The sequence below is a fragment of the Candidatus Pelagibacter communis genome, from assembly GCF_001180185.1.
Classification (GTDB): Bacteria; Pseudomonadota; Alphaproteobacteria; order Pelagibacterales; family Pelagibacteraceae; genus Pelagibacter; species Pelagibacter ubique_F.
Map to the genome: position 1 here is coordinate 1 of NZ_CVSS01000012.1, position 21,027 is coordinate 21,027.

A 21,027-nucleotide genomic window follows, 5' to 3' on the forward strand; every position below is an offset into this window, starting at 1 on the left:
AAATAACTCTATTCCTCTTGTTCAATTATAAATATTAGCATAAACACTCATGAAATATCTAAGTTACATAAAAAATTAAACTCTAATATTATTTATGTAACCCATGATCAAGTTGAAGCAATGACTTTGGCTGATAGAATTGTGGTTCTTAATAAAGGTAATATTGAACAATATGGAACACCAAGTGAAATTTATTCGAATCCTAATAATATTTTTGTTGCAGAATTTATAGGTTCACCAAAAATGAATATTATTAAGATAAATAAAGAACAAATTGTTAATTCACACAAAATAGAGTTATTTAAAAATATGATAACTTTTGAAAATTTTGATTTTAAAGATGATATCTATTTAGGTATTAGACCTGAGGATATCAGTATAAAGAATGACCATGAAATTAAATTGAAAGTTAAAGTAGATCTTATTGAAAATTTAGGGTTTGAAAAGATTATTTACGCTAAATTATTTGAAAACCAAATTGTGATCAAATCGTCAGAGAACATTAAAAATCAACAACTTGATATATCTTTTTCGAAAGATAAAGTTTTATTTTTTGATAAAAATAAAAATAGGATAAGATAAATTTCTTTGAGAAAAAAATTTTCATTAATCATATTTACTGACTTAGATGGCTCATTATTACATAGAGATAATTTTAATTTTGATGAAATCAAAGAATATATTAAAAATCTTATTGATGAAGGAATTATAATAATTCCTAATACAAGCAAAACCGATAGCGAAATAGAGGATTTTGTAAAGGAGCTTGGTGCAGATCTTCCTTTTATATCGGAAAATGGAGCTTCAATTCATGGGTTGAATTTAATCAATACTAATTTTCCAAACAAAATAATTCTAAGTAGAAACAAGCAAGAGTTACTCGAAATTTTTAATTCCAAAGTTCCTGATGAACTGCGAGCTAAGTGCAAATTTATTTCAAACATGGATTTAAAACAACAAAGTAAAATTTTTGGTCTTCAAGAAAATAAATTGAAAAATGCTTTAAATAGGAAATATACAATTCCTTTTATATTTGAGGGAGATAAAATAGAAAAAAACAAGTTAATCAAAATTTTTAAGTCTTCATCATTAAATATACAAGAAGGTGGCCGGGTTTTAAATTTAGGTGATAATACAAATAAAGTTAAATCAATGAATCAGGTTCTTAAAATATATAAAAAAGTAGAAAGCAAAATAAAAGTCATAGCTGTTGGAGATAATTTTAATGATTTAGATATGTTAAAAAATTGTGATGTTCCATGTTTAGTATTTAATGATCAATTTAAACAAGATCAAATAAACATAGATAACCTTATAGTTTCTAACAAGCCATCACCTGAGGGCTGGGCTGATGTGATTAAAACAGCACTGGTTAAAATAGGTTATTATGAATAAAAGTACTCTATGGGTGATTTTTCACAAAATGGAGTAATTTCAACTTTGCATGACTTTAATACTAAGTCTACTTCAGTTATAGAAAATGAATTATCAAATTTTTCTAAACAAAGAAAAATGGAATTAATTTTACCATGTCTTTATTCTGAATTAGAGGGAACAGCTTTACCAAAAATAGTTGAGGAAATAAGTAAAACAAAATATTTAGATCATATAATAATTGGATTAGATAAGGCAAACGAAACTCAAGCCAAAAAGGCTTGGAAATTTTTTAAAAAATTAAAATCACCTTTTTCAATTCTTTGGAATAATGGGCCTACTCTAAAAAAACTAGATAAAGAACTAAAAAAAAACAACCTAGCACCAAGTGAACTCGGTAAAGGTAGAAATGTTTGGTATTGTATTGGTATGTGTATTGCAAGAGATAGTGCACGCTCAGTTGCTTTACACGATTGTGATATAAAAACGTACAATAGAAGGATGCTTGCAAAGTTGTTTTATCCAGTTGTTAATCCCCTTTTCAACTTTGAATTTTGCAAAGGGTATTATCCTAGAATAGCAAATGAAAAAATGAATGGAAGAGTTGCAAGGTTATTAGTTTTTCCATTACTAACAGCATTAGAAAAAACTATTGGTAAAAGTGATTATTTAGAATTTATGAAATCATTTAAATACCCTCTAGCTGGTGAGTTTTCGTTTAGGAGGAATGTGTTACCAGAATTAAGAATTTCATCAGACTGGGGAATTGAAGTTGGAATTCTATCTGAAATGCAAAGAAGTTTTTCTCCTCAAAATATATGCCAAGTGGATTTAGCAGATACTTATGATCATAAACACCAAGTACTATCAATCGATGACGAAACTAAAGGATTGTCAAGAATGTCTATTGATATTATCAAAACTTTTATCAAAAAATTGGCAACTCAAGGCAATACTTTTAGCAGGGAAAAGTTTAGATCATTGAAGGCAACGTATTACAGATCTGCTTTAGATTTAATTGACATATACAGAAATGATGCAATGATGAATGGCCTCAAATTTGATTCTCATACTGAAGAAAAAACAGTCGAATTATTTGCAATAAATATAATGAAAGCTGGAGAGGCTTTTATTCTTAATCCAATGGATACCCCGTTTATACCCACATGGAGTAGAGTAAAAAGCGCTATTCCAGATTTTTTGGGAAGACTTGAAAAAGGAGTTAATGATGATAATAAAAAATATTATTAATGTTAACTCAAAAAGATCAAAAATCTATCAGATTAAAACTTGAAAATATTTATAAAATATTTTTATCTAAAAAAGAAATTGATTATTTTGAAAATGAGATAATTCAAATAATTAATCATTTTAATAAAAAATATTTTAAAAAAAAAAAAATTATATCTGAAAAAACTACCTTAATTATTTGTTATGGCGATAGCGTATATTCAGAAAGAAAAAAATCAATTAAGATATTTCAAAATTTTTTTCAAAAAAAATTTAAAGAATATTTTAATACTATTCATTTTTTACCCTTTTATCCTTCAAGTAGTGACAGCGGCTTTGCTGTAAAAGATCATTTTAAAGTTGAAAATAAGCTTGGGAACTGGAAAGATATTAAACAAATCTCAAAAAAAATTAATATTATGGCTGACATAGTTATTAACCATTCATCGGCTAGAGGGTTGTGGTTTAAAAATTTTTTAAAAAAAAAAGAACCTGGAAAAGATTACTTTTTAACAGTAGACACAAAATTTGACACATCCAATGTAGTTAGACCAAGAGATCATAAATTACTTAAAAAGATCAAAATATTTAAAAAGTCTGATTATCTTTGGCGAACTTTTAGCCCAGATCAAATTGACTTAAATTTTAAAAATCCTTCTGTACTAATTCAATTTATCAAAATCATGATACATTTAATTGAAAATGGTGTAACAATTTTCAGATTAGATGCTATCGCTTATCTCTGGAAAGAAAATAAAACTAAATGTATCAATTTAAAACAAACACACGAAATTATCAAACTTTTAAGAATTATAATTAATCTTCTTAATATACAAACTAAGATTATTACAGAAACAAATTTACCTGAAAAAGAAAATTTAAGTTATTTTGGAAAAAATGATGAAGCTAATTGGATTTATAATTTTTCTTTACCACCCTTATTAATTCATGCTTTTCTGTTTGAAAATAGCTCACATCTTAATAAGTGGAGTAAAAAACTTCCAAATACAAAACATGGGAATTGTTACTTAAATTTCATAGCCTCTCACGATGGGATAGGAATTAGACCTACGGAGGGATTGTTTGATCAAATAACATTAGACAATTTTTTAAAAAGATTAAAAAAAAATGGTTCAAAATTTTCTTATAGAAAAGTTCATAATAAAATCAAAAAAGTATACGAAGCAAATATAACTATTTTTGATGCTTTAAAGAAATCTGACAATGATCCAAAAGGAGAATTTTATTTGGAAAGATATATTTCTGCTCATGCTATAATGATCTCTTTTGAGGGAATACCAGCTATATATTTTAACTCAATGTTTGGTACATCTAATGATGAAGCTAAATTTGTCATCACAGGTAACAATAGAGATGTAAATAGATATAGGTGGAATTTTAAAAATATTACGAGCAAACTTAAAAATGATAAAAGCAAACAAAGTATTTTTTATCAAAATATGTGTAATTTACTTAGTATTAGAAGAAAACAAAAAGCTTTTCACCCAAATGCCTCTAGACAAAATATAAACCTTGGCTCAAATTTTTTTTCATTTAAAAGAGTGAGTATTGATAAAGATCAAACCATAATTTGTATTACAAATTTGTCCTCAAAAATTCAAAAAACTCACCTAAATAAAGCTTATCTTAGCTGGAATAATCTTATTGGATCTAAAATTGAAATTAAAAATAAGCTTTTGATATTAAAACCCTTTGAAACAATTTGGTTAAGTAATAGATAGATATTTGCAGAATATTTATAATAATTTGATTAAATAAAGTGTCAGTTTCAAGTTTTTGTAAAATTCAACAATATCAAAAGGTTTTATTATATCATTATTAAACATACAGCTCTCATTAAGAATAAAGCATCCTTATGCATTCTAGCAGTTTGAATTTACTACCGATGTAACTTCTATTATTTATTTTAAAATAGAACATATCTATAATATACACTTTATTTTTATGAATATAACAATCCTAATAATATCATACAGATCTATAAAAAAACTTGATCAATGTCTTTATAATATTGGTAAAAAAATTAATGTTATAATTGTAGAAAACTCAGATAACAAAAATTTAAAAAAAGAAATAGAAAAAAAATATCCAAATTCTAAAGTAATTCTCAATAATTCTAATCTTGGATACTCTACGGCAGCTAATATAGGTATTAAAGAGATAAAAACAAAGTATGTGTTATTAATTAATACTGATATTTTAATTAAAGATTATCAGGTTTTAGAACTTGAAAAAGAAATAGAATCAACAAAAGAAGACTTTTCTTTAGCAACTCCTTATCACGATGATTTAGAGGATTTTATTATGAATAATAACTTTGATAAGTTTTTAGAAAATAGAAAGACTTTATTAAATGATAGCTCAAAAATTACAAAAATAGATCTTTTAAAAGGTTGTTCTATACTTATCAACCTCAATAAATTTGATGATAACAAAATATTTGATCAAAATTATTTTTTTTTCTTTGAGGAAATTGATCTTTGTAGACAAATTAAAGAAAAAGGCGAAAGTATTTATGTTTTCAATAAGATAAGGATTAAACATGAAAATGCAAAAGGATTTGAAGGCGATGCAATAAGATACCAAAATTTTAGAAATTGGAATTATTTGTGGAGTAGTTTCTATTATAATAAAAAGCACTATGGTTTTTTAACTTCTTTTTTAAAACATCTAGGAAAACTTTTAAGGTTTGGATTTTTTTCAATTTTATTCATTCCTTTCTCAAAAGATAAATTTAGAAAGTATAAATTTTGCTTTTTAGGATTATTATCATCAATAATTGGAAGAAATTCCAATTTAAGTGTTAAAATTTTAGAGGAAAAGATTTTATGAAAATTGCAATTATTGGGGCTGGTTTTTTTGGTACAATGATAGCAATTAAATTAAGTAAAAAACATTCAGTTCATCTATTTGAAAAACAAAAAGGTATTTTAAATCAAGCATCAAAAATTAATCAATTTAGATTTCATCTTGGTTATCATTATCCAAGATCAAAAAAAACTTTATTAGAAATAAAATCTTCTTACAAAATGTTTATCAATTTTTTCTCTAATAAAGTTTTTGATGATACAAAAAATTATTATGCAGTATCAAATAAAGATAGCCGTGTAAGTTTTAAAAAGTATACTAATATTCTAAAAAAATTTAATCTTTATTATAAAATTAGTAAAATAAAATTTCCTGAAACCTCAAATCTTATTTTAACTAAAGAGAAGATTTTAAATTATTTTAAATTTAAAAAGATTCTTAAAAAAAAATTAAAAAAGAGTAATGTGAAAACCTATTTAAATAAAGAATTGAAAAAAAATGATTTATATAATTATGATAAAGTTATTATTTGTACCTATTCTTCAAATAATCAGATAATAGAAAAATTAGGGATATCAAAAAATTTGAATAAACACAGATACGAACTTATAGAAAAAATTTTAATTAAACTGCCAAAAAAATATAAAAAAAATAGCTACGTTGTTGTTGATGGAAAATTTGTTTGTTTAGATCCATATTTAGGGACAAACTATCATTTACTAAGTGATGTGAAGCATTCCAAAATTGAAATTGTTAAAAAAAAAATTCCAATATTTCAATCAACAAAAAAAAGATACCTTGATAATAAAATTCATAAAAATTTAAAAATATCAAACTTTAAAAAATTTATAAGTCATGGCTCAAAATATTTACCCTTTCTGAAGGATGCTATATACATTGGATCTTATTTCATAATAAGAACATTAAAAGAAAACGTAGAAAAAACTGATGAGAGAACTGGTGAAATTCAGATTATTAATCAAAAATTTATTTCTGTATTATCTGGAAAATGGAATACTTGTGTACAAGTAGCAAATAAGATCGATAAAATAATTTCAAAATGAAAGAAGTTTGTTTAATTGGATTTGGTAAGTGGGGAAGAAAAGTTTTTTCATCTTTAAATAAAATTAATATTATTTCAAAAATTCATCTTAAAAAAAGTAGGTTTGATAAAAATGATATAGATTATTCAAATTTAGATTGGGTAATAATTACTACAAATGTTGATCAACACTATGGATTAGTTAAAAAGTATCTCAAAAAAAAAATTAATGTCTTTTGTGAAAAGCCACTAACCAATAGTGTGGAAAAAGATAAAGAGTTAATTCTACTATCAAAAAAAATGAGAACAAAATTATATATATCAGATATTGAAAATTATAAAATTAAGAATTTAGAAATAATAAAAGAAAATTTTATCTCTAGATCAAAATTTTCATCAAATAAAAAAAATATTTTATCCAGACTTGTTTATCACGACTTTACATACATTTATGATAAAATTTTGAATAAAAGACTTCAAAAAATCAAAATTCTAATTAATAAAAAAGGTCAATTATCATTTGTGGCAATTATTGATAATAAAAAATTTTTTTTTAATTATAACTTAAATCAAAAAAAGAATGTTCATTCATTTAATAAAAAAAATTTAAAAACAAAAAAAAACGTATTAAAAGATATGTTAACTGATGTAATTTCAGAAAAAGCTAATTTTAAAAAAAATATAAAAATTTCAATTTTTGCAAATACAATGATAAATAAAATTAATGATTATCTAAACTAATTAATTTTTATTTTTAAGTGCTCTCAACAAAAACTTTTTTTCTAGTTTGCAATCTTTATATCCTTGTTGAACAATATTGTAATATCTTTCTGTTGGATATTTAAATGGTGATTTTTTTACCATTGTATATGTCATAACTTTTTTTCCGTAATAATAAAAAAAGTATTTCTTATAAAGTGTTGGATAATCTTCATAAATATCTAGTTTTTTTTCATCGCTTTTTGAAATATCAAATAGTCCTCCAGGTACAATTGAGTTTTTTCTTGGCTCTATGTCTGCGGCCCTATATCTGCTTCTAAATGTTAATCTAAAATCTTTTAAATTTATTTTTTTTAAAAAAATACTGTCCTGACATCTTCTCTTCATTTGAAAATGGTTAAGATTACTTCCGTATGCAAAATACAACATTATCGATCTACAACTTCAATTTTTTTTTCATCAACAAATTTAAGAATTTGTAAATTACAATTATCTATTTTTAACTGATCATCAGATCTTATAACTATTGAAACTCCTAATTTACCAGCCTGAAAAAAAGGATAACTTCCAATTTCAACATCTTTGTTTTCATTTTGAATTTTAGTAATTGTGTTTGCTATTTCACTTTCGACGGTCCTTAAACTAATAGTATGACTTTTAATAGGTTTGCCTCCTACAATTTTATTATTTAGTCCACCCAACATTGATTTAAGAATTGAAGGAACGCCTGGTAAAGAAAAAACATTTTCAACATAAAAACCAGGTGCACCACTTGTGGGATTTAAAATTAGTTTAGCATTTTCGGGCATCCAAGTCATTTTTTGTCTACCCTCATTAAATTCTCCTGGTTTATAGTAAGTCTCTAAAATTTTAAAAGCTTCTTGATGAATTTCATACTTTAATCCAAACGCTTTTGAAATAGACCTAGCTGTTATGTCATCATGTGTTGGTCCAATTCCACCACTTGTAAAAATGTAATTATATTTTGATCGCAGCGAATTTAAAGTTTCTACAATTCTATCTTCAACATCAGGAACAATTCTAACTTCTTCAACACTCACACCCAATGAATTCAGCCAGAGTGATAATGTTGATGTATTTGTATCTTTAGTTCTTCCAGATAAAATTTCATTCCCAATAATTAAAATTGCTGCATTAAATTTTGCTTTTTTAGCCATATGAAATATATAATTTAAATATGAAATTTACCAAGTCTTTAATAAAAGGTAAACTGATCAAACGCTACAAAAGGTTTTTTAGTGATGTAAAAATAAATAAAGATATTGTAACTGCTCATTGTCCAAACACAGGATCTATGAAAGGTCTGCTAGATCAAGATAATGAAGTTTATTTGATGCCAAACAATGATCCTAAAAGAAAACTTAAATTTGGGCTTGAAATAATAAAAACGAGAAAAAATTTAGTCGGTATAAATACTCATATGGCTAACAAAATAGTTCACCATGGGCTAAAGAATAATTTGATAAAAGAACTAAAAAATAATGATTTAATAAAACCAGAGGTATTTTTTAATAAAGAGACTAGATTTGATTTTTTATTGGAAAAAAAAAATAAAAAAACCTTTATTGAAGTAAAAAATGTAACACTATTTAGAAATACAGATACTGCTGAATTTCCTGATGCAATTACTTCAAGAGGGTCTAAGCATTTATTAGCACTTATTGATGCCATAAATAAAGGCTATAGTTCCTATTTACTGTTTTTGGTTCAAATACAAAATATGAAATATTTTAAAATAGCTAAAGATATAGACGAGGAGTATTATAAAAACTATTTGATTGCTAGAAAAGCTGGAGTTAAATTCATAGCATATAGATGTAATATAAGTTCAAAAGAAATTTATATAGATAAGAAATTAGAAATAATTGATGAATAATTATAAAGAAAAATTTGAAAAAATGAGAATTGCTGGAAACTTGGCTGCAAGAACCTTAGATATGTTAACAGAACATATAAAGGAAGGTATTTCTACAGACTATATTGATAAATTGGGATATGAATTTATTAGAGATAATGGAGGATATTCTGCTCCACAATATTACAGAGGATTTACAAAATCTCTATGTACATCTTTAAACCATGTAGTTTGCCACGGAATACCTTCGAATAGAATTTTACAAAACGGTGACGCAATTAATGTAGATGTAACTGCTATAATTGAGAATCATTACGGTGACACAAGTAGAATGTTTTGCATTGGTAAAACTCCTATAAAATTAAATAACCTAATAAACGCAACTTACGAGTCTATGATGAGAGCAATTAAAATTTTAAAGCCTGGAGCTAAATTAGGTGATATAGGATTTGAAATACAGTCTTTTGTAGAAGAAAAAGGTTTTTCAGTTGTTAGGGATTTCTGCGGTCATGGAATAAGTACAACATTTCATGAGTCACCCAATATTTTGCACTATGGTCGTAAAAATACAGGTATTGAACTAAAACCTGGAATGACTTTTACAATAGAGCCAATGATAAATGCAGGTAAATATAATGTTAAAATGTTAAATGATGGTTGGACTGCTGTCACCAAAGATAAATCACTTTCGGCACAATTTGAACATACAGTAGGAATTACAGAAAATGGTTATGAAATCTTTACAGAATCTGCTAAAGGTTATTCAAAGCCCCCATACTTATAATTAATGATTAAAAGATACTCGAGAAAAGAACTCACTGATATTTGGTCAGAAGAAAATAAATACAAAATTTGGCTTGATGTAGAGGTAGCTGCAGCTCAAGCAATGGAAAAACTTGGGCAAATACCAAGAGGTGTTTCTTCAGTTGTAAGAAAAAAAGCTAAAATAAATGTAAAAAGAATTCACCAGATTGAAAGCCAAGTTAAACACGACGTCATTGCTTTCTTAACTTCTGTTACTGAAAAAGCAGGAATAAAAGCAAGATACCTTCACCAAGGAATGACTTCATCAGATGTTCTAGACACAAGTTTTAATATTCAGTTGGCACAGTCTGGTAAAATTCTTTTAAAAGATTTAGACCAAATTCTTAAAGTGTTAAAAAAACAAGCAAGAAAATATAAATTTACCCCTTGCATGGGTAGAAGTCATGGCATTCACGCAGAGCCAATTACTTTTGGTTTAAAACTAGCCTCTTTTTACGAGGAATTTAAAAGAAATAAAAGAAGATTGATTGATGCGATTGACGAAGTTTCAACTTGTGCCATCTCAGGAGCTGTTGGAACATTTGCAAATATTAATCCAAATGTTGAAAAACATGTTGCAAAAAAACTAGGTTTGAAAGTTGAGCCTATTTCAACACAAGTTATTCCAAGAGATCGTCACGCATTTTATTTTTCAGTTTTAGGAATTATAGCAGGATCAATAGAAAGAGTTGCCACTGAAATTAGACACTTGCAGAGAACAGAAGTGTACGAACTTCAAGAGTTCTTTTCAAAAAATCAAAAAGGATCTTCAGCAATGCCTCATAAAAAAAATCCTATTCTAAGTGAAAATCTTACTGGTCTTGCTAGAATGGTAAGAAGTTCAGTGACCCCTGCCCTAGAAAATATTGCATTATGGCATGAGAGAGACATTTCGCATTCAAGCGTAGAGAGAAATATAGGACCAGACGCCAATATAACTCTCGATTTTGCACTAGTTCGATTAACAAACATTCTAAATAATATGATTATTTATCCAAAAAAAATGTTAGAAAATTTAAATTTAACTAAAGGACTTATTTTTTCACAAGAATTAATGTTGGAATTAACAAAAACAGGTTTAAGTAGAGAAAAATCTTACAAAATGGTTCAAACTTATGCAAAGAAATGTTTTGCAGAAAACTTAAATTTATTTGAAGTTATCCAATCTGATAAATATATAATGAGTAAAATATCACCAAAAAAATTAAGAACTATTTTTAGTTATGCTAAACATTTCAAAAATGTAAATTTAATTTTTAGAAGAGTATTTAAAAAATGAAAAAAGGAAAAAAATTATACGAAGGGAAAGCTAAAATTATTTATGCTACTCAAGATAAAAATTTAGTCATTCAATACTTTAAAGATGATGCAACTGCATTTAATAATCAAAAGAAAAGCACTATTGAGGGAAAAGGAGTATTAAATAATAGAATTTCCGAACATATTCTCTCAAATCTATCACAAATTGGAATTAAAAATCATTTAGTCAGACGACTTAATATGAGAGAACAAGTTATTAAACTTGTAGAAATAATTCCAATAGAGTTCATAACAAGAAATGTTGCTACAGGATCAATTACTAAAAGATTAGGTATTGAAGATGGAACAGTTCTAAATGAACCATTAATTGAATATTGCTTAAAAGATGATGCTTTAGGAGATCCACTTATTGCTGAAGAACATATCTATGCTTTTGATTGGGCGACAAAGAAGGAAATCGAAAAAATAAAAAAAATGATTTTAAGAATAAATGATTTCATGGTGGGTATGTTTAGAGGAATTGGAATTAAGCTAATTGATTTTAAATTAGAATTTGGAAGAATTAAGATTAATGGAAAAAATGAAATTATTTTAGCTGATGAAATAAGTCCTGATACTTGTAGATTGTGGGACTCAGTTACTGACAAGAAGCTAGACAAAGATAGATTTAGAAAAGATTTGGGAGATTTAATTCCAGCATATACAGAGGTTGCTAAAAGATTGGGTATTCTTCATGAACAATCAAATGTTTCAGCTGTAAATGTTACGAAATTATCTTCTGTAAAAAAGAAAAGTAAATGAAAATATCTGCAATAATCACACTTAAGAAAGATGTTTTAGATCCTCAAGGCAAAGTTATCCAACAAGCGCTAGATGGCATGGGTTACAAGAATGTTGAAGAAGTAAGACAAGGAAAATATTTTGAAATAGATGTAAAAGAGAATGATCCAAACAAAGCAAAAGAAATTGTAGAAGAAATGTGTAAAAAGCTATTAGCAAATCTCGTAATTGAAAATTATAAAATTATTGGAACTCAATAATTAATGAAATCATCTGTAATAACTTTTCCTGGTTCAAATTGCGATAGAGATATGGATGTTGCTCTAAAAAAATTTGGGTTTAAGAATAAAATGGTTTGGCATGCAGATACTGAGCTTCCAAAAAGTGATCTAGTTGTATTACCTGGTGGATTCTCTTATGGAGACTATTTGAGATGTGGAAGTATGGCGTCAAAATCAAATATCATGCACTCTGTAATCAACTTTGCTAATTCAGGTGGAATGGTTATGGGCATTTGTAATGGTTTTCAAATATTAGTTGAGACAGGTTTAGTTCCGGGTGTTTTATTGAGAAATAAATATTTAGAATTTATTTGCAAAAATGTTTTCGTGAAAATAAATGATAAACAAAATAAATACTTTAAAAATGTTGATACTAAAGTATTAGAATTTCATATTGCTCATAATGAGGGAAATTATTTTTGTACTAATGATCAGCTAAAAGAAATTGAAGATAATAATCTAATAGCTATTAAATATTGTGATGAAAATGGAAAAATAGAGGAACAATATAATCCAAATGGATCAATAAAAAATATTGCTGGTGTTTTTAATAAAAAAAAAAATGTATTGGGAATGATGCCCCATCCTGAAAGAATGATTGATACTTCTTTGTCTGGAGAAGACGGATCTTTATTTTTCAAAAATCTAATAAACAACTTAAGATGATTGTTAACGAACAAGTAGCACTAGATCATGGTTTAAAAAAAGATGAATATGCTAAAATTTGCAATTTATTAAAAAGAACTCCAAATATCACTGAATTAGGTATTTTTTCAGCAATGTGGAATGAACATTGTTCATATAAATCTTCAAGATTACATTTAAAAAAACTTCCAACTAAAGGAAAAAAAGTTATTCAAGGTCCTGGAGAAAATGCAGGAGTGATCGATATTGAAGACAATGATGCAATAGTTTTTAAAATAGAAAGTCACAATCATCCCTCTTTTATTGAGCCTTATCAAGGTGCTGCTACCGGTGTTGGGGGAATAATGCGTGATGTATTTACTATGGGTGCAAGACCAATCGCTAACTTAAACTCAATTCATTTTGGATCACCACAACATAAAAAAACCAAAAACTTATTAAGAGGAGTGGTTCATGGCATAGGAGGATATGGAAATTGCATGGGTGTTCCAACTATTGCTGGTCAAACAAGTTTTGATAGTTCTTATAACGGAAATATTCTTGTTAATGCTATGACCTTAGGATTAGTCAAAAAAGACAAGATATTCTATTCAAAAGCTGCTGGTTTAAACAAACCAGTTATTTATGTTGGGTCTAAAACTGGAAGAGATGGAATCCATGGAGCAAGTATGGCCTCAGCTAGTTTTGATGATAAAATCGAGGAAAAAAAACCGACTGTTCAAGTTGGAGACCCATTTACTGAAAAACTATTACTTGAAGCTTGTTTAGAATTAATGTCAGGAGACTCAATTATAGCAATACAAGATATGGGTGCGGCTGGACTAACTTCCTCAAGTATAGAAATGGCATCAAAAGGAAGTCTCGGAGTAGAAATAAATTTAAACAAAGTACCGTGCAGAGAATCAATGATGACACCTTATGAAATTATGCTCTCAGAAAGCCAAGAGAGAATGTTGATTATTTTAGAAAATGGCAAAGAGGAACAAGCAAAAAAAATATTTGATAAGTGGAACTTAGATTTTGCAATAATTGGTAAAACAACTAAATCGAAAAAAATAGAGCTTTATTTTAATCAAGAAAAAGTTGCTGATATTCCAGTCAACACTTTAGTTGAGAACTCACCCATGTATGATCGAAAATGGAAAAAAGCAAAACTTCCCAAAAAAAATAATATTAAAAAACAAGATATTAAACACTTTAAAGTTATTGAAGTTTTAAAAAAAATTTTAGCAAATCCAAATGTATGTTGTAAAGAATGGATTTGGCAACAGTATGATCATACAGTAATGGGAGATACAATACAGAAACCTGGAGGTGATGCAGGAGTTGTAAGAGTTCATGGGACTGATAAAGCAGTAGCTGCCACTGTAGACTCCTCTGCAGTTTATTGCTGGGCCCATCCCTTAACCGGTGGAAAACAGGTAGTTTGTGAAAGCTTTAGAAATCTCATATCTGTTGGAGCAAAACCAATTGCTATAACTAATTGTTTAAATTTTGGAAGTCCTGAAAATGAAGAAAATATGGGAGAGTTTGTTGAATGTGTTCATGGTATTGGTGAAGCAAGCGAGTATTTAAATTTCCCAGTAGTTTCTGGAAATGTATCATTTTATAACCAAACAAAGAATTTAGGAATAAAACCTACACCTGCAATTGGTGGGGTTGGTTTAATTAAAGATTACAAGAAAATGATTACTATGGAATTTAAAGAAATTGATAATTTGGTTTTAGTAATCGGAAAAACTGAAGGACATCTAGATCAAAGTTTATTTGCAAGAAATATATTAGATGAAAAAAATGGACCACCTCCAGAAGTAAATCTATTTAATGAAAAAAATAATGGAGAAACATTGTTGAAATTAATTGATAATAATTTAATTAAAAGTGCTCATGACGTTTCGTTAGGAGGAATAATTACTGCAGTTGCCAAAATGTGTATTAAAGGGAAAAAGGGTATACTTATAAAAAAGCCTAAGTATTTAATCAATGAAACAGAATACCTTTTTGCTGAAGATCAAGGAAGATATATTACAGAAATAAATAAAAAAGATTTTAAGAAAGTAGCTGATATTTTGAATAAAAATGCTGTTCATTTCGATGAACTTGGTACAATTCAAGAAAATGAACTATATATTAACGATAAGACAAAGGTTACAATTGACGAATTAACAACTTCGAATAAGAATTGGCTTAAAAACTATATGAGTAAATAATGGCGATGGATTTAAAAGAAATTGAGAATTTTATAAAAGAAGCACTGCCAGATGCTGTAGTTGAAATACAAGATTTAGCAGGAGACGGAAATCATTATTCAGCAACTGTTACGTCATCTGAATTTTCTGGAAAAAGTAAAATTGAGCAACATAAAATGGTTTATAATTCATTAAAAGGTAGAATGGGAAATGAATTACATGCTTTAGCAATTAAAACAAAGGAGAATTAGAATGGATCAGCAAACAAATGATTTGATAAAAAATGAAATAGAAAAAAACGATGTTTGTTTATTTATGAAAGGCACACCTGATGCTCCACAATGTGGATTTTCAATGGCTACTTCAAACATTTTAAAAATTCTTGAAGTAAACTTTAAAGGTATAAATGTTTTAGAAAATCAAAATTTAAGAGAAGGAATTAAAATTTTTAGTGATTGGCCTACCATACCTCAACTTTATGTCAAAAGTGAATTCATTGGTGGATGTGATATTGTTAAAGAGATGTATGAAAGTGGGGAGTTAGCAAAACTTTTTGAGAATAAAAATATAAGTTTTAAAGGTAAGAGTTAATTATCTAGAATAATACTCAATTACTAAATTTGGTTCCATAACAATTGGATACGGAACTTCTTCAAACTTTGGAACTCTAATAAATTTTAGTTTTTTATTTTTTTCGTCCATCTGTATATATTCTGGAGTTTCTCTTTCTTTATTAGCAAGAGCTATATCTATTATTGCAAGTTGTTTAGATTTATCTCTTATTTCAATTGTATCTTCCTCTCTTACTAAATACGAACCAATGTTAACTTTTTTCCCATTAACTTTAATATGACCATGATTAATTAATTGTCTTGCAGAAAATATAGTTGTAGCAAATTTAGCTCTGTAAATAATTGCATCTAATCTTCTTTCTAAAAGACCAATCAAATTTTCACTGGTATCACCTTTTAACATTGTTGCTTTTTTGTAAATATTTCTAAATTGTCTTTCATTTATATTTCCATAATAAGCTTTTAATTTCTGTTTGGCTTGAAGCTGAATTCCATAATCAGAGGGTTTTGATGAACGAGTTTGACCGTGTTGTCCAGGACCGTAAGCTCTAGTGTTAAAAGGACTTTTGGGTCTGCCCCACAAGTTAACTTTTAATCTTCTGTCTACTTTATGTTTAGAGTTTAATCTTTTTGTCATTTAAATACGGGGTTTATAAACTTGCACAATATTTTGTCAATCAACGTTTTTTACCTAAACTTGCAAATACACCCGATAAAATACGAGTTTCTTTATCAGATAGGTCCATTTTATAAAAAATATTTCTCAAATTTTCTAGCATTTTAGGTCTCTTCTCTTTAGGTCTAAAGAAATTTATTTCATCTAAATTCTTAATACAAAGACCTAGCATTAATTGTATTTCTTTTTTGCTAGCTGATTTTACTTTTTTTGATTTTTTAAATGGAGTACTTTTTAACTTTATTATACTAGCTACATATTGAGCAATAATTATTAAACTATGTGATAAATTAAGAGATTTAAAGTCAGGATTTGTAGGAATTTGTAAAGTATAATTAGAGTAACTAATCTCATCATTTGACAAACCTGATGCCTCTGATCCAAATAAAAAACCAATTTTCTTTTTAAAATTTATTTTTTTTAAATCTTCTAAATTTATATGTTTTATATTTTTATTTCTAAACCTTGCTGAAGTAGCAACAACTATATCTATTTTACTAATAGCTTTTTCTAAAGTGTCATATTTTTTACTTTGTTTGATGATATCTTTAGCTCCAACAGATGTAGCTAAGATTTTGTCATTTGGAAAAATGGGCTTAGGATTAATTAAAACTAATTTCTTAAAGTTAAAATTTTTAATTGCTCTAGCACATGCACCAATGTTTTCCGATAATTGTGGTTTATGAAGAATAAAAGAGATATTGTTTTTACTCATTTACTTGCTGGCAGGAGCATTATCTTTAAATAGCTTATAATCTAAACTATCAATTAATGCTTTAAATGAAGCATCTATTATGTTTGTAGATACACCTATAGTAAACCAATTTTTTCCTTTTGAGTCTGTGCTTTCAATTGATACTCTAGTAACAGCCTCTGTACCTGTATTTAAAATACGAACCTTATAATCAACTAATTTTAAATCTTTCAAATATTTTGAGTATTTTGCTAATCGATCAACATTTTGTCTAATTGCGTTATCTAAAGCATTTACTGGTCCATTACCCTCTCCTTCACAGATAATTTTTTCTCCATCTACTTCTAATTGAGCTTTAGCAGATGAAACTATTTCTCCAGATTTATTTTTTTTAACTGACACATCATATTCATTGATCGATATATATCTTGGAATTTCTCCAATAATTCTTCTAGCTAATAATTCAAACGATGCGTCTGCACCATCATAACTATAGCCTATAAATTCTCTATCTTTGACTTCATCTAATAATTTTTTTATCTTTGGATCATTTTCCTCAATATCAATTTTGATACTTTTTAATCTTGAGATTATATTTGATTTGCCAGATTGATCAGAAACAACAATATTTCTTGTATTGCCAACATCTTCTGGATTTATATGCTCATAAGTTTTTGGATCCTTTTGAACTGCTGATACATGCAATCCTCCTTTGTGAGAAAAAGCAGCAGCTCCCACATAAGGTAAATGTTGGTTAGGTTTTCTATTTAAGATCTCATCTAATAGTCTTGAGCATTCGGTTAAATTTTTAATATTGTCAGATTTTATTCCAATTTCATATTTAGATGAAAAATCATTTTTTAAAAAAAATGTTGGGATTAATGACATCAAATTTGCATTTCCACATCTTTCACCTAAACCATTTATAGTTCCTTGAATTTGACGAACACCAGACAATACTGCTGCTAAAGAATTAGCAACTGCATTACCTGTATCATTGTGAGCATGAATGCCTAAATTTTTACCTGGTACTACTTTTGATACCTCAGATACTATTTTTGAAACCTCATGTGGGAGAGTTCCTCCATTTGTATCACATAATACAATCCATCTTGCACCTTGGTCGTAAGCAGCTTTAATACAAGAAAGTGCATATTTTGGATTTGCTTTATAACCATCAAAGAAATGTTCCGCATCAAACATAAATTCTTTTTTTGCTTTAACAAGATGTTTGGCACTTTCACTGATATTCTCTATATTTTCTTCATTAGTAATTCCTAAAGCAACATCAACATGGAAGTCCCATGACTTTCCAACTAGACACACTGCGGGAGTATTTGAATTTATTAATGCAGATAATCCTGTATCATTTTCTGCACTTCGACCCGATCTTTTTGTCATTCCAAAACATGTTAGTGTTGAATTTTTGAAATTATGCTTCTTTTGAAAGAACTCAGTATCAGTGGGGTTAGCTCCTGGCCATCCACCTTCAATGTAATCAACACCTAGATTATCTAAAGATGAAGCAATTTTTTCTTTATCCTCAATAGAAAAATCTACTCCTTGAGTTTGAGCGCCATCTCTTAATGTTGTATCAAATATATATAGTTTTTCTTTATTCATTTAAATTTCCAAAGTGTTTTACCATCTTTATCCTCTATTAAAACACCTTTGTCCAAAAGCTCATCTCTTATTCTGTCTGCTTCTTTATAATCTTTATTGTCTCTAGCTTTATTTCTTAACTCAATTTTATTATTTACCTCAGTTTCACTTATTGAAGCTTTATTTTTTTTATAACTTTCCCATTGCTGAGTATCTTCATTTAATAAACCTATAAATTTACATGATGAAATAAAAAGCTCCTTATCTTTACCTTTGCTAGCATTTTCATAAAGTTTATGAAGATTAGCAATATAGCCAGGAGTATTTAAATCTTCATATAAAGGTTTTAAAATCTCTTTTGTTACTTGAACAGATTTGATGTCTGTTGAATAAACACGGTACCATTTATCTAAAGTATTTTGACAATCATTTATCAATTTATCGTTCCAATCTAATGGCTGTTTATAATGCGCACTCATAAGAGCTAACCTCAAAACTTGTCCACTAATTTTGTTTCTAAAATCTTTTATTTTTAAAATATTTCCTTGTGACTTAGCCATTTTTTCATTGGACATTGTTATAAAAGCATTATGAACCCAATATTTTGCAAAAATTTTTGAGTCATTTGCACATCTGGATTGAGCTATCTCATTTTCATGATGTGGAAATATCAAGTCAATTCCGCCTCCATGGATATCAAATTCATTTCCTAAAAATTTTTTTGACATTGCTGAGCATTCTAAGTGCCAACCTGGTCGCCCTTTACCCCAAGGAGAGTCCCAATAAGGCTCATCTTTAACAGATGGTTTCCACAAAACAAAATCTTCTGAATTTTTTTTGTTTTCACTTACCTCTACTCTTGATCCAGCTATCAAATCCTTTAATTTTTTATTTGATAATTTTCCATAATCAGAAAACTTCTTAACTTCGAAATAAACATGGTTATTATTTTCATATGCAAAACCTTTTTTTATTAATTGATTTATCATTTCTATCATTAAATCAATATGTTCAGTAGCTTTGGGCTGATGAGTGGGATTTTCACAATTCAAAAACTTACAATCCTCAAAAAAACTTGATGTCACTTTATTAGTAAGTTCTTTTGTAGATATTTTTTGTTCTTGTGATGATTTAATTATCTTATCATCAATATCTGTAATATTTCTTACATATGTTACTTTTGAAAAAGTATTTTTTAGTAATTTAAAAAGAATATCAAAAATAACTAGTGGTCGTGCATTTCCTATATGAGGATCATCATACACAGTTGGTCCACAAACATACATTCCAATATTTTTTTTATCTTTTGGAACAAATTGTTCTTTTTTTTTTGTTAAATTATTTGTTAAAAAAATATCCATTTTAATTGATTAAGAAATATACCTTATTTAGTGATTTGTTAATCTAATAGATTAACTAGGAATCTTGCATACTGGAATTGGCTCCATTTTATGCAAATTTTGTTTTCTAATTTTTTCGTATTCAGCTTTATGGGGTGAGTCTGGATTTATCATTGCATCCTCTAAATCCTCGTATTTAAAACCTAGTTGACCTTCGTCAGTTCTCCCATCATCCCAAAGTCCATCGGTTGGAGGTGCATCTATTATCTCTTTTAATATACCTAATTCTTTACCAAGAGCCCAAACATCCGTTTTATTGCAATCAGCTATAGGAGATATATCTACTCCTCCATCTCCATATTTCGTATAAAATCCAACTCCAAAATCTTCAACTTTATTTCCAGTGCCCACAACTATGCCTTTATTTGCAGCTGCAACTTGATAAAGTGTTGTCATCCTAAGTCTAGCTCGAGAATTTGCAAAGCCATGCTCATTATCAAATTTATGTAATGTTGATGTAAAAGATCCAAATAATTTATCTAAACTAATTGTATGAGCCTCAACATTATTAAATTTTTTGACTAACCAGTTTTGATGTTTTAAGCTTAGGTCGTGTTGGTATTCTTTTTGTTTGATAGGCATGGTTAAAACTATTGTTCTTATACCTGTCATTGCACACAAAGTACTTGAAACAGATGAGTCTATTCCACCTGAAATTCCAATCACAAGTGATTCTGCCTTCGAAGGCATACTATTTACATAGTCTTTTATCCAATTACAAATAAACTTCGTTTTTTCTGCAGGAACCATAAGTACTAAATATTAAAAAAAAATTCTTTTACAATGTTTTAAGATGCCGCTCTATCTGCATTTTTTGAATATGTGCTATTCTTTTTAATCTCATCTGAAATTAAAAAAGCTAATTCTAAAGCTTGATTAGCATTTAACCTAGGATCACAATGAGTATGATATCTAGAGGATAAATCTTTTTCAGAAATTTTTTGAGCTCCTCCAATACACTCAGTGACATTTTGCCCGGTTAACTCAATATGAAGACCGCCGGCATAACTTCCTTCACTTTGATGGCAAGCGAATACATTTTTTACTTCGCTT

General features: G+C 27.7%; 24 protein-coding genes. 16 read left to right on the forward strand and 8 right to left on the reverse strand.

The features are described from left to right. Positions 1-120 precede the first annotated feature (120 nt). The 7 genes from AMN95_RS05765 (at position 121) to AMN95_RS00860 (ending at position 7,216) form a co-directional block, all read left to right on the forward strand. On the forward strand, positions 121-582 hold the full coding sequence (locus tag AMN95_RS05765) for an ATP-binding cassette domain-containing protein (protein WP_075522117.1): 462 nt from the start codon (positions 121-123) through the stop codon (positions 580-582). A 6-nt stretch (positions 583-588) separates the two neighbouring features. Then, the gene (locus AMN95_RS00835) at positions 589-1,395 is read left to right on the forward strand and encodes an HAD-IIB family hydrolase (RefSeq protein ID WP_075522118.1); all 807 of its coding nucleotides are present in this window, start codon (positions 589-591) and stop codon (positions 1,393-1,395) included. Positions 1,396-1,404: 9 nt separating this feature from the next. After that, positions 1,405-2,625 (forward strand): glycosyltransferase family protein, encoded by a 1,221-nt coding sequence (locus AMN95_RS00840; RefSeq protein ID WP_075522119.1) that lies wholly within the window; start codon positions 1,405-1,407, stop codon positions 2,623-2,625. After that, positions 2,625-4,346, forward strand: a complete 1,722-nt coding sequence (locus tag AMN95_RS00845; RefSeq protein ID WP_075522120.1) for an alpha-amylase family glycosyl hydrolase — start codon at positions 2,625-2,627, stop codon at positions 4,344-4,346. The genes AMN95_RS00840 and AMN95_RS00845 overlap by 1 nt, the downstream gene beginning before the upstream one ends. A gap of 223 nt (positions 4,347-4,569) precedes the next feature. Continuing rightward, positions 4,570-5,457, forward strand: a complete 888-nt coding sequence (locus tag AMN95_RS00850) for a glycosyltransferase family 2 protein (RefSeq protein ID WP_075522121.1) — start codon at positions 4,570-4,572, stop codon at positions 5,455-5,457. Beyond that, positions 5,454-6,497, forward strand: a complete 1,044-nt coding sequence (locus AMN95_RS00855; protein WP_075522122.1) for an FAD-dependent oxidoreductase — start codon at positions 5,454-5,456, stop codon at positions 6,495-6,497. Before AMN95_RS00850 ends, AMN95_RS00855 begins: the two co-directional genes overlap by 4 nt. Continuing rightward, entirely contained in the window at positions 6,494-7,216 is a 723-nt protein-coding gene (locus AMN95_RS00860; RefSeq protein WP_075522123.1) for a Gfo/Idh/MocA family oxidoreductase, read from the forward strand. Before AMN95_RS00855 ends, AMN95_RS00860 begins: the two co-directional genes overlap by 4 nt. Here AMN95_RS00860 and AMN95_RS00865 read toward each other — a convergent pair whose 3' ends face one another. Both AMN95_RS00865 and AMN95_RS00870 read right to left on the reverse strand, forming a co-directional pair. Beyond that, positions 7,217-7,624, reverse strand: a complete 408-nt coding sequence (locus tag AMN95_RS00865; RefSeq protein ID WP_075522124.1) for a gamma-glutamylcyclotransferase family protein — start codon at positions 7,622-7,624, stop codon at positions 7,217-7,219. Further along, positions 7,624-8,373 (reverse strand): competence/damage-inducible protein A, encoded by a 750-nt coding sequence (locus AMN95_RS00870; RefSeq protein WP_075522125.1) that lies wholly within the window; start codon positions 8,371-8,373, stop codon positions 7,624-7,626. The genes AMN95_RS00865 and AMN95_RS00870 overlap by 1 nt, the downstream gene beginning before the upstream one ends. A gap of 20 nt (positions 8,374-8,393) precedes the next feature. Here AMN95_RS00870 and sfsA point away from each other — a divergent pair, with 20 nt between their 5' ends. From sfsA to grxD, 9 genes are read left to right on the forward strand one after another with little or no spacing between them, the layout of a single operon-like run. After that, positions 8,394-9,092 (forward strand): DNA/RNA nuclease SfsA, encoded by a 699-nt coding sequence (gene sfsA / locus AMN95_RS00875; protein WP_075522126.1) that lies wholly within the window; start codon positions 8,394-8,396, stop codon positions 9,090-9,092. Beyond that, complete coding sequence (map, locus tag AMN95_RS00880; protein WP_075522127.1) at positions 9,085-9,855, forward strand: type I methionyl aminopeptidase; 771 nt, start codon at positions 9,085-9,087, stop codon at positions 9,853-9,855. Before sfsA ends, map begins: the two co-directional genes overlap by 8 nt. A gap of 3 nt (positions 9,856-9,858) precedes the next feature. Continuing rightward, positions 9,859-11,154 carry an adenylosuccinate lyase gene (gene purB, locus AMN95_RS00885; RefSeq protein ID WP_075522128.1) on the forward strand — a complete coding sequence of 432 codons (1,296 nt, stop codon included), beginning with the start codon at positions 9,859-9,861 and terminating at the stop codon, positions 11,152-11,154. Beyond that, positions 11,151-11,936, forward strand: coding sequence for a phosphoribosylaminoimidazolesuccinocarboxamide synthase (purC, locus tag AMN95_RS00890; RefSeq protein WP_075522129.1), 786 nt, complete (start codon positions 11,151-11,153; stop codon positions 11,934-11,936). The genes purB and purC overlap by 4 nt, the downstream gene beginning before the upstream one ends. Then, on the forward strand, positions 11,933-12,175 hold the full coding sequence (purS, locus tag AMN95_RS00895) for a phosphoribosylformylglycinamidine synthase subunit PurS (protein WP_075522130.1): 243 nt from the start codon (positions 11,933-11,935) through the stop codon (positions 12,173-12,175). The genes purC and purS overlap by 4 nt, the downstream gene beginning before the upstream one ends. Positions 12,176-12,178: 3 nt before the next feature. Continuing rightward, positions 12,179-12,862 (forward strand): phosphoribosylformylglycinamidine synthase I, encoded by a 684-nt coding sequence (gene purQ / locus AMN95_RS00900; protein WP_075522131.1) that lies wholly within the window; start codon positions 12,179-12,181, stop codon positions 12,860-12,862. Further along, entirely contained in the window at positions 12,859-15,051 is a 2,193-nt protein-coding gene (gene purL, locus AMN95_RS00905) for a phosphoribosylformylglycinamidine synthase subunit PurL (protein ID WP_075522132.1), read from the forward strand. Before purQ ends, purL begins: the two co-directional genes overlap by 4 nt. Further along, a complete protein-coding gene (locus AMN95_RS00910; protein WP_075522133.1) occupies positions 15,051-15,281 on the forward strand; it encodes a BolA family protein in 231 nt (76 codons plus the stop codon). Before purL ends, AMN95_RS00910 begins: the two co-directional genes overlap by 1 nt. Position 15,282: 1 nt before the next feature. Further along, a complete protein-coding gene (gene grxD / locus AMN95_RS00915) occupies positions 15,283-15,621 on the forward strand; it encodes a Grx4 family monothiol glutaredoxin (protein WP_075522134.1) in 339 nt (112 codons plus the stop codon). On the opposite strand, the gene rpsD is transcribed toward grxD, so the two are convergent. The 6 genes from rpsD to AMN95_RS00945 form a co-directional block, all read right to left on the reverse strand. Beyond that, positions 15,622-16,239, reverse strand: coding sequence for a 30S ribosomal protein S4 (rpsD, locus tag AMN95_RS00920; protein ID WP_075522135.1), 618 nt, complete (start codon positions 16,237-16,239; stop codon positions 15,622-15,624). 40 nt (positions 16,240-16,279) lie between these two features. Then, complete coding sequence (locus tag AMN95_RS00925; protein ID WP_075522136.1) at positions 16,280-16,993, reverse strand: RNA methyltransferase; 714 nt, start codon at positions 16,991-16,993, stop codon at positions 16,280-16,282. Then, a complete protein-coding gene (cimA, locus tag AMN95_RS00930) occupies positions 16,994-18,595 on the reverse strand; it encodes a citramalate synthase (RefSeq protein ID WP_075522137.1) in 1,602 nt (533 codons plus the stop codon). Next, positions 18,592-19,941: a cysteine--tRNA ligase gene (gene cysS / locus AMN95_RS00935; RefSeq protein ID WP_179850331.1), complete on the reverse strand. Its 1,350-nt coding sequence runs from the start codon at positions 19,939-19,941 to the stop codon at positions 18,592-18,594. The genes cimA and cysS overlap by 4 nt, the downstream gene beginning before the upstream one ends. Positions 19,942-19,986: 45 nt before the next feature. Then, on the reverse strand, positions 19,987-20,724 hold the full coding sequence (nadE, locus tag AMN95_RS00940) for an NAD(+) synthase (RefSeq protein ID WP_075522139.1): 738 nt from the start codon (positions 20,722-20,724) through the stop codon (positions 19,987-19,989). Positions 20,725-20,762: 38 nt separating this feature from the next. Further along, positions 20,763-21,027: 3-deoxy-7-phosphoheptulonate synthase (locus AMN95_RS00945; RefSeq protein ID WP_143323747.1), on the reverse strand; the 265-nt coding region annotated here is incomplete at its 5' end.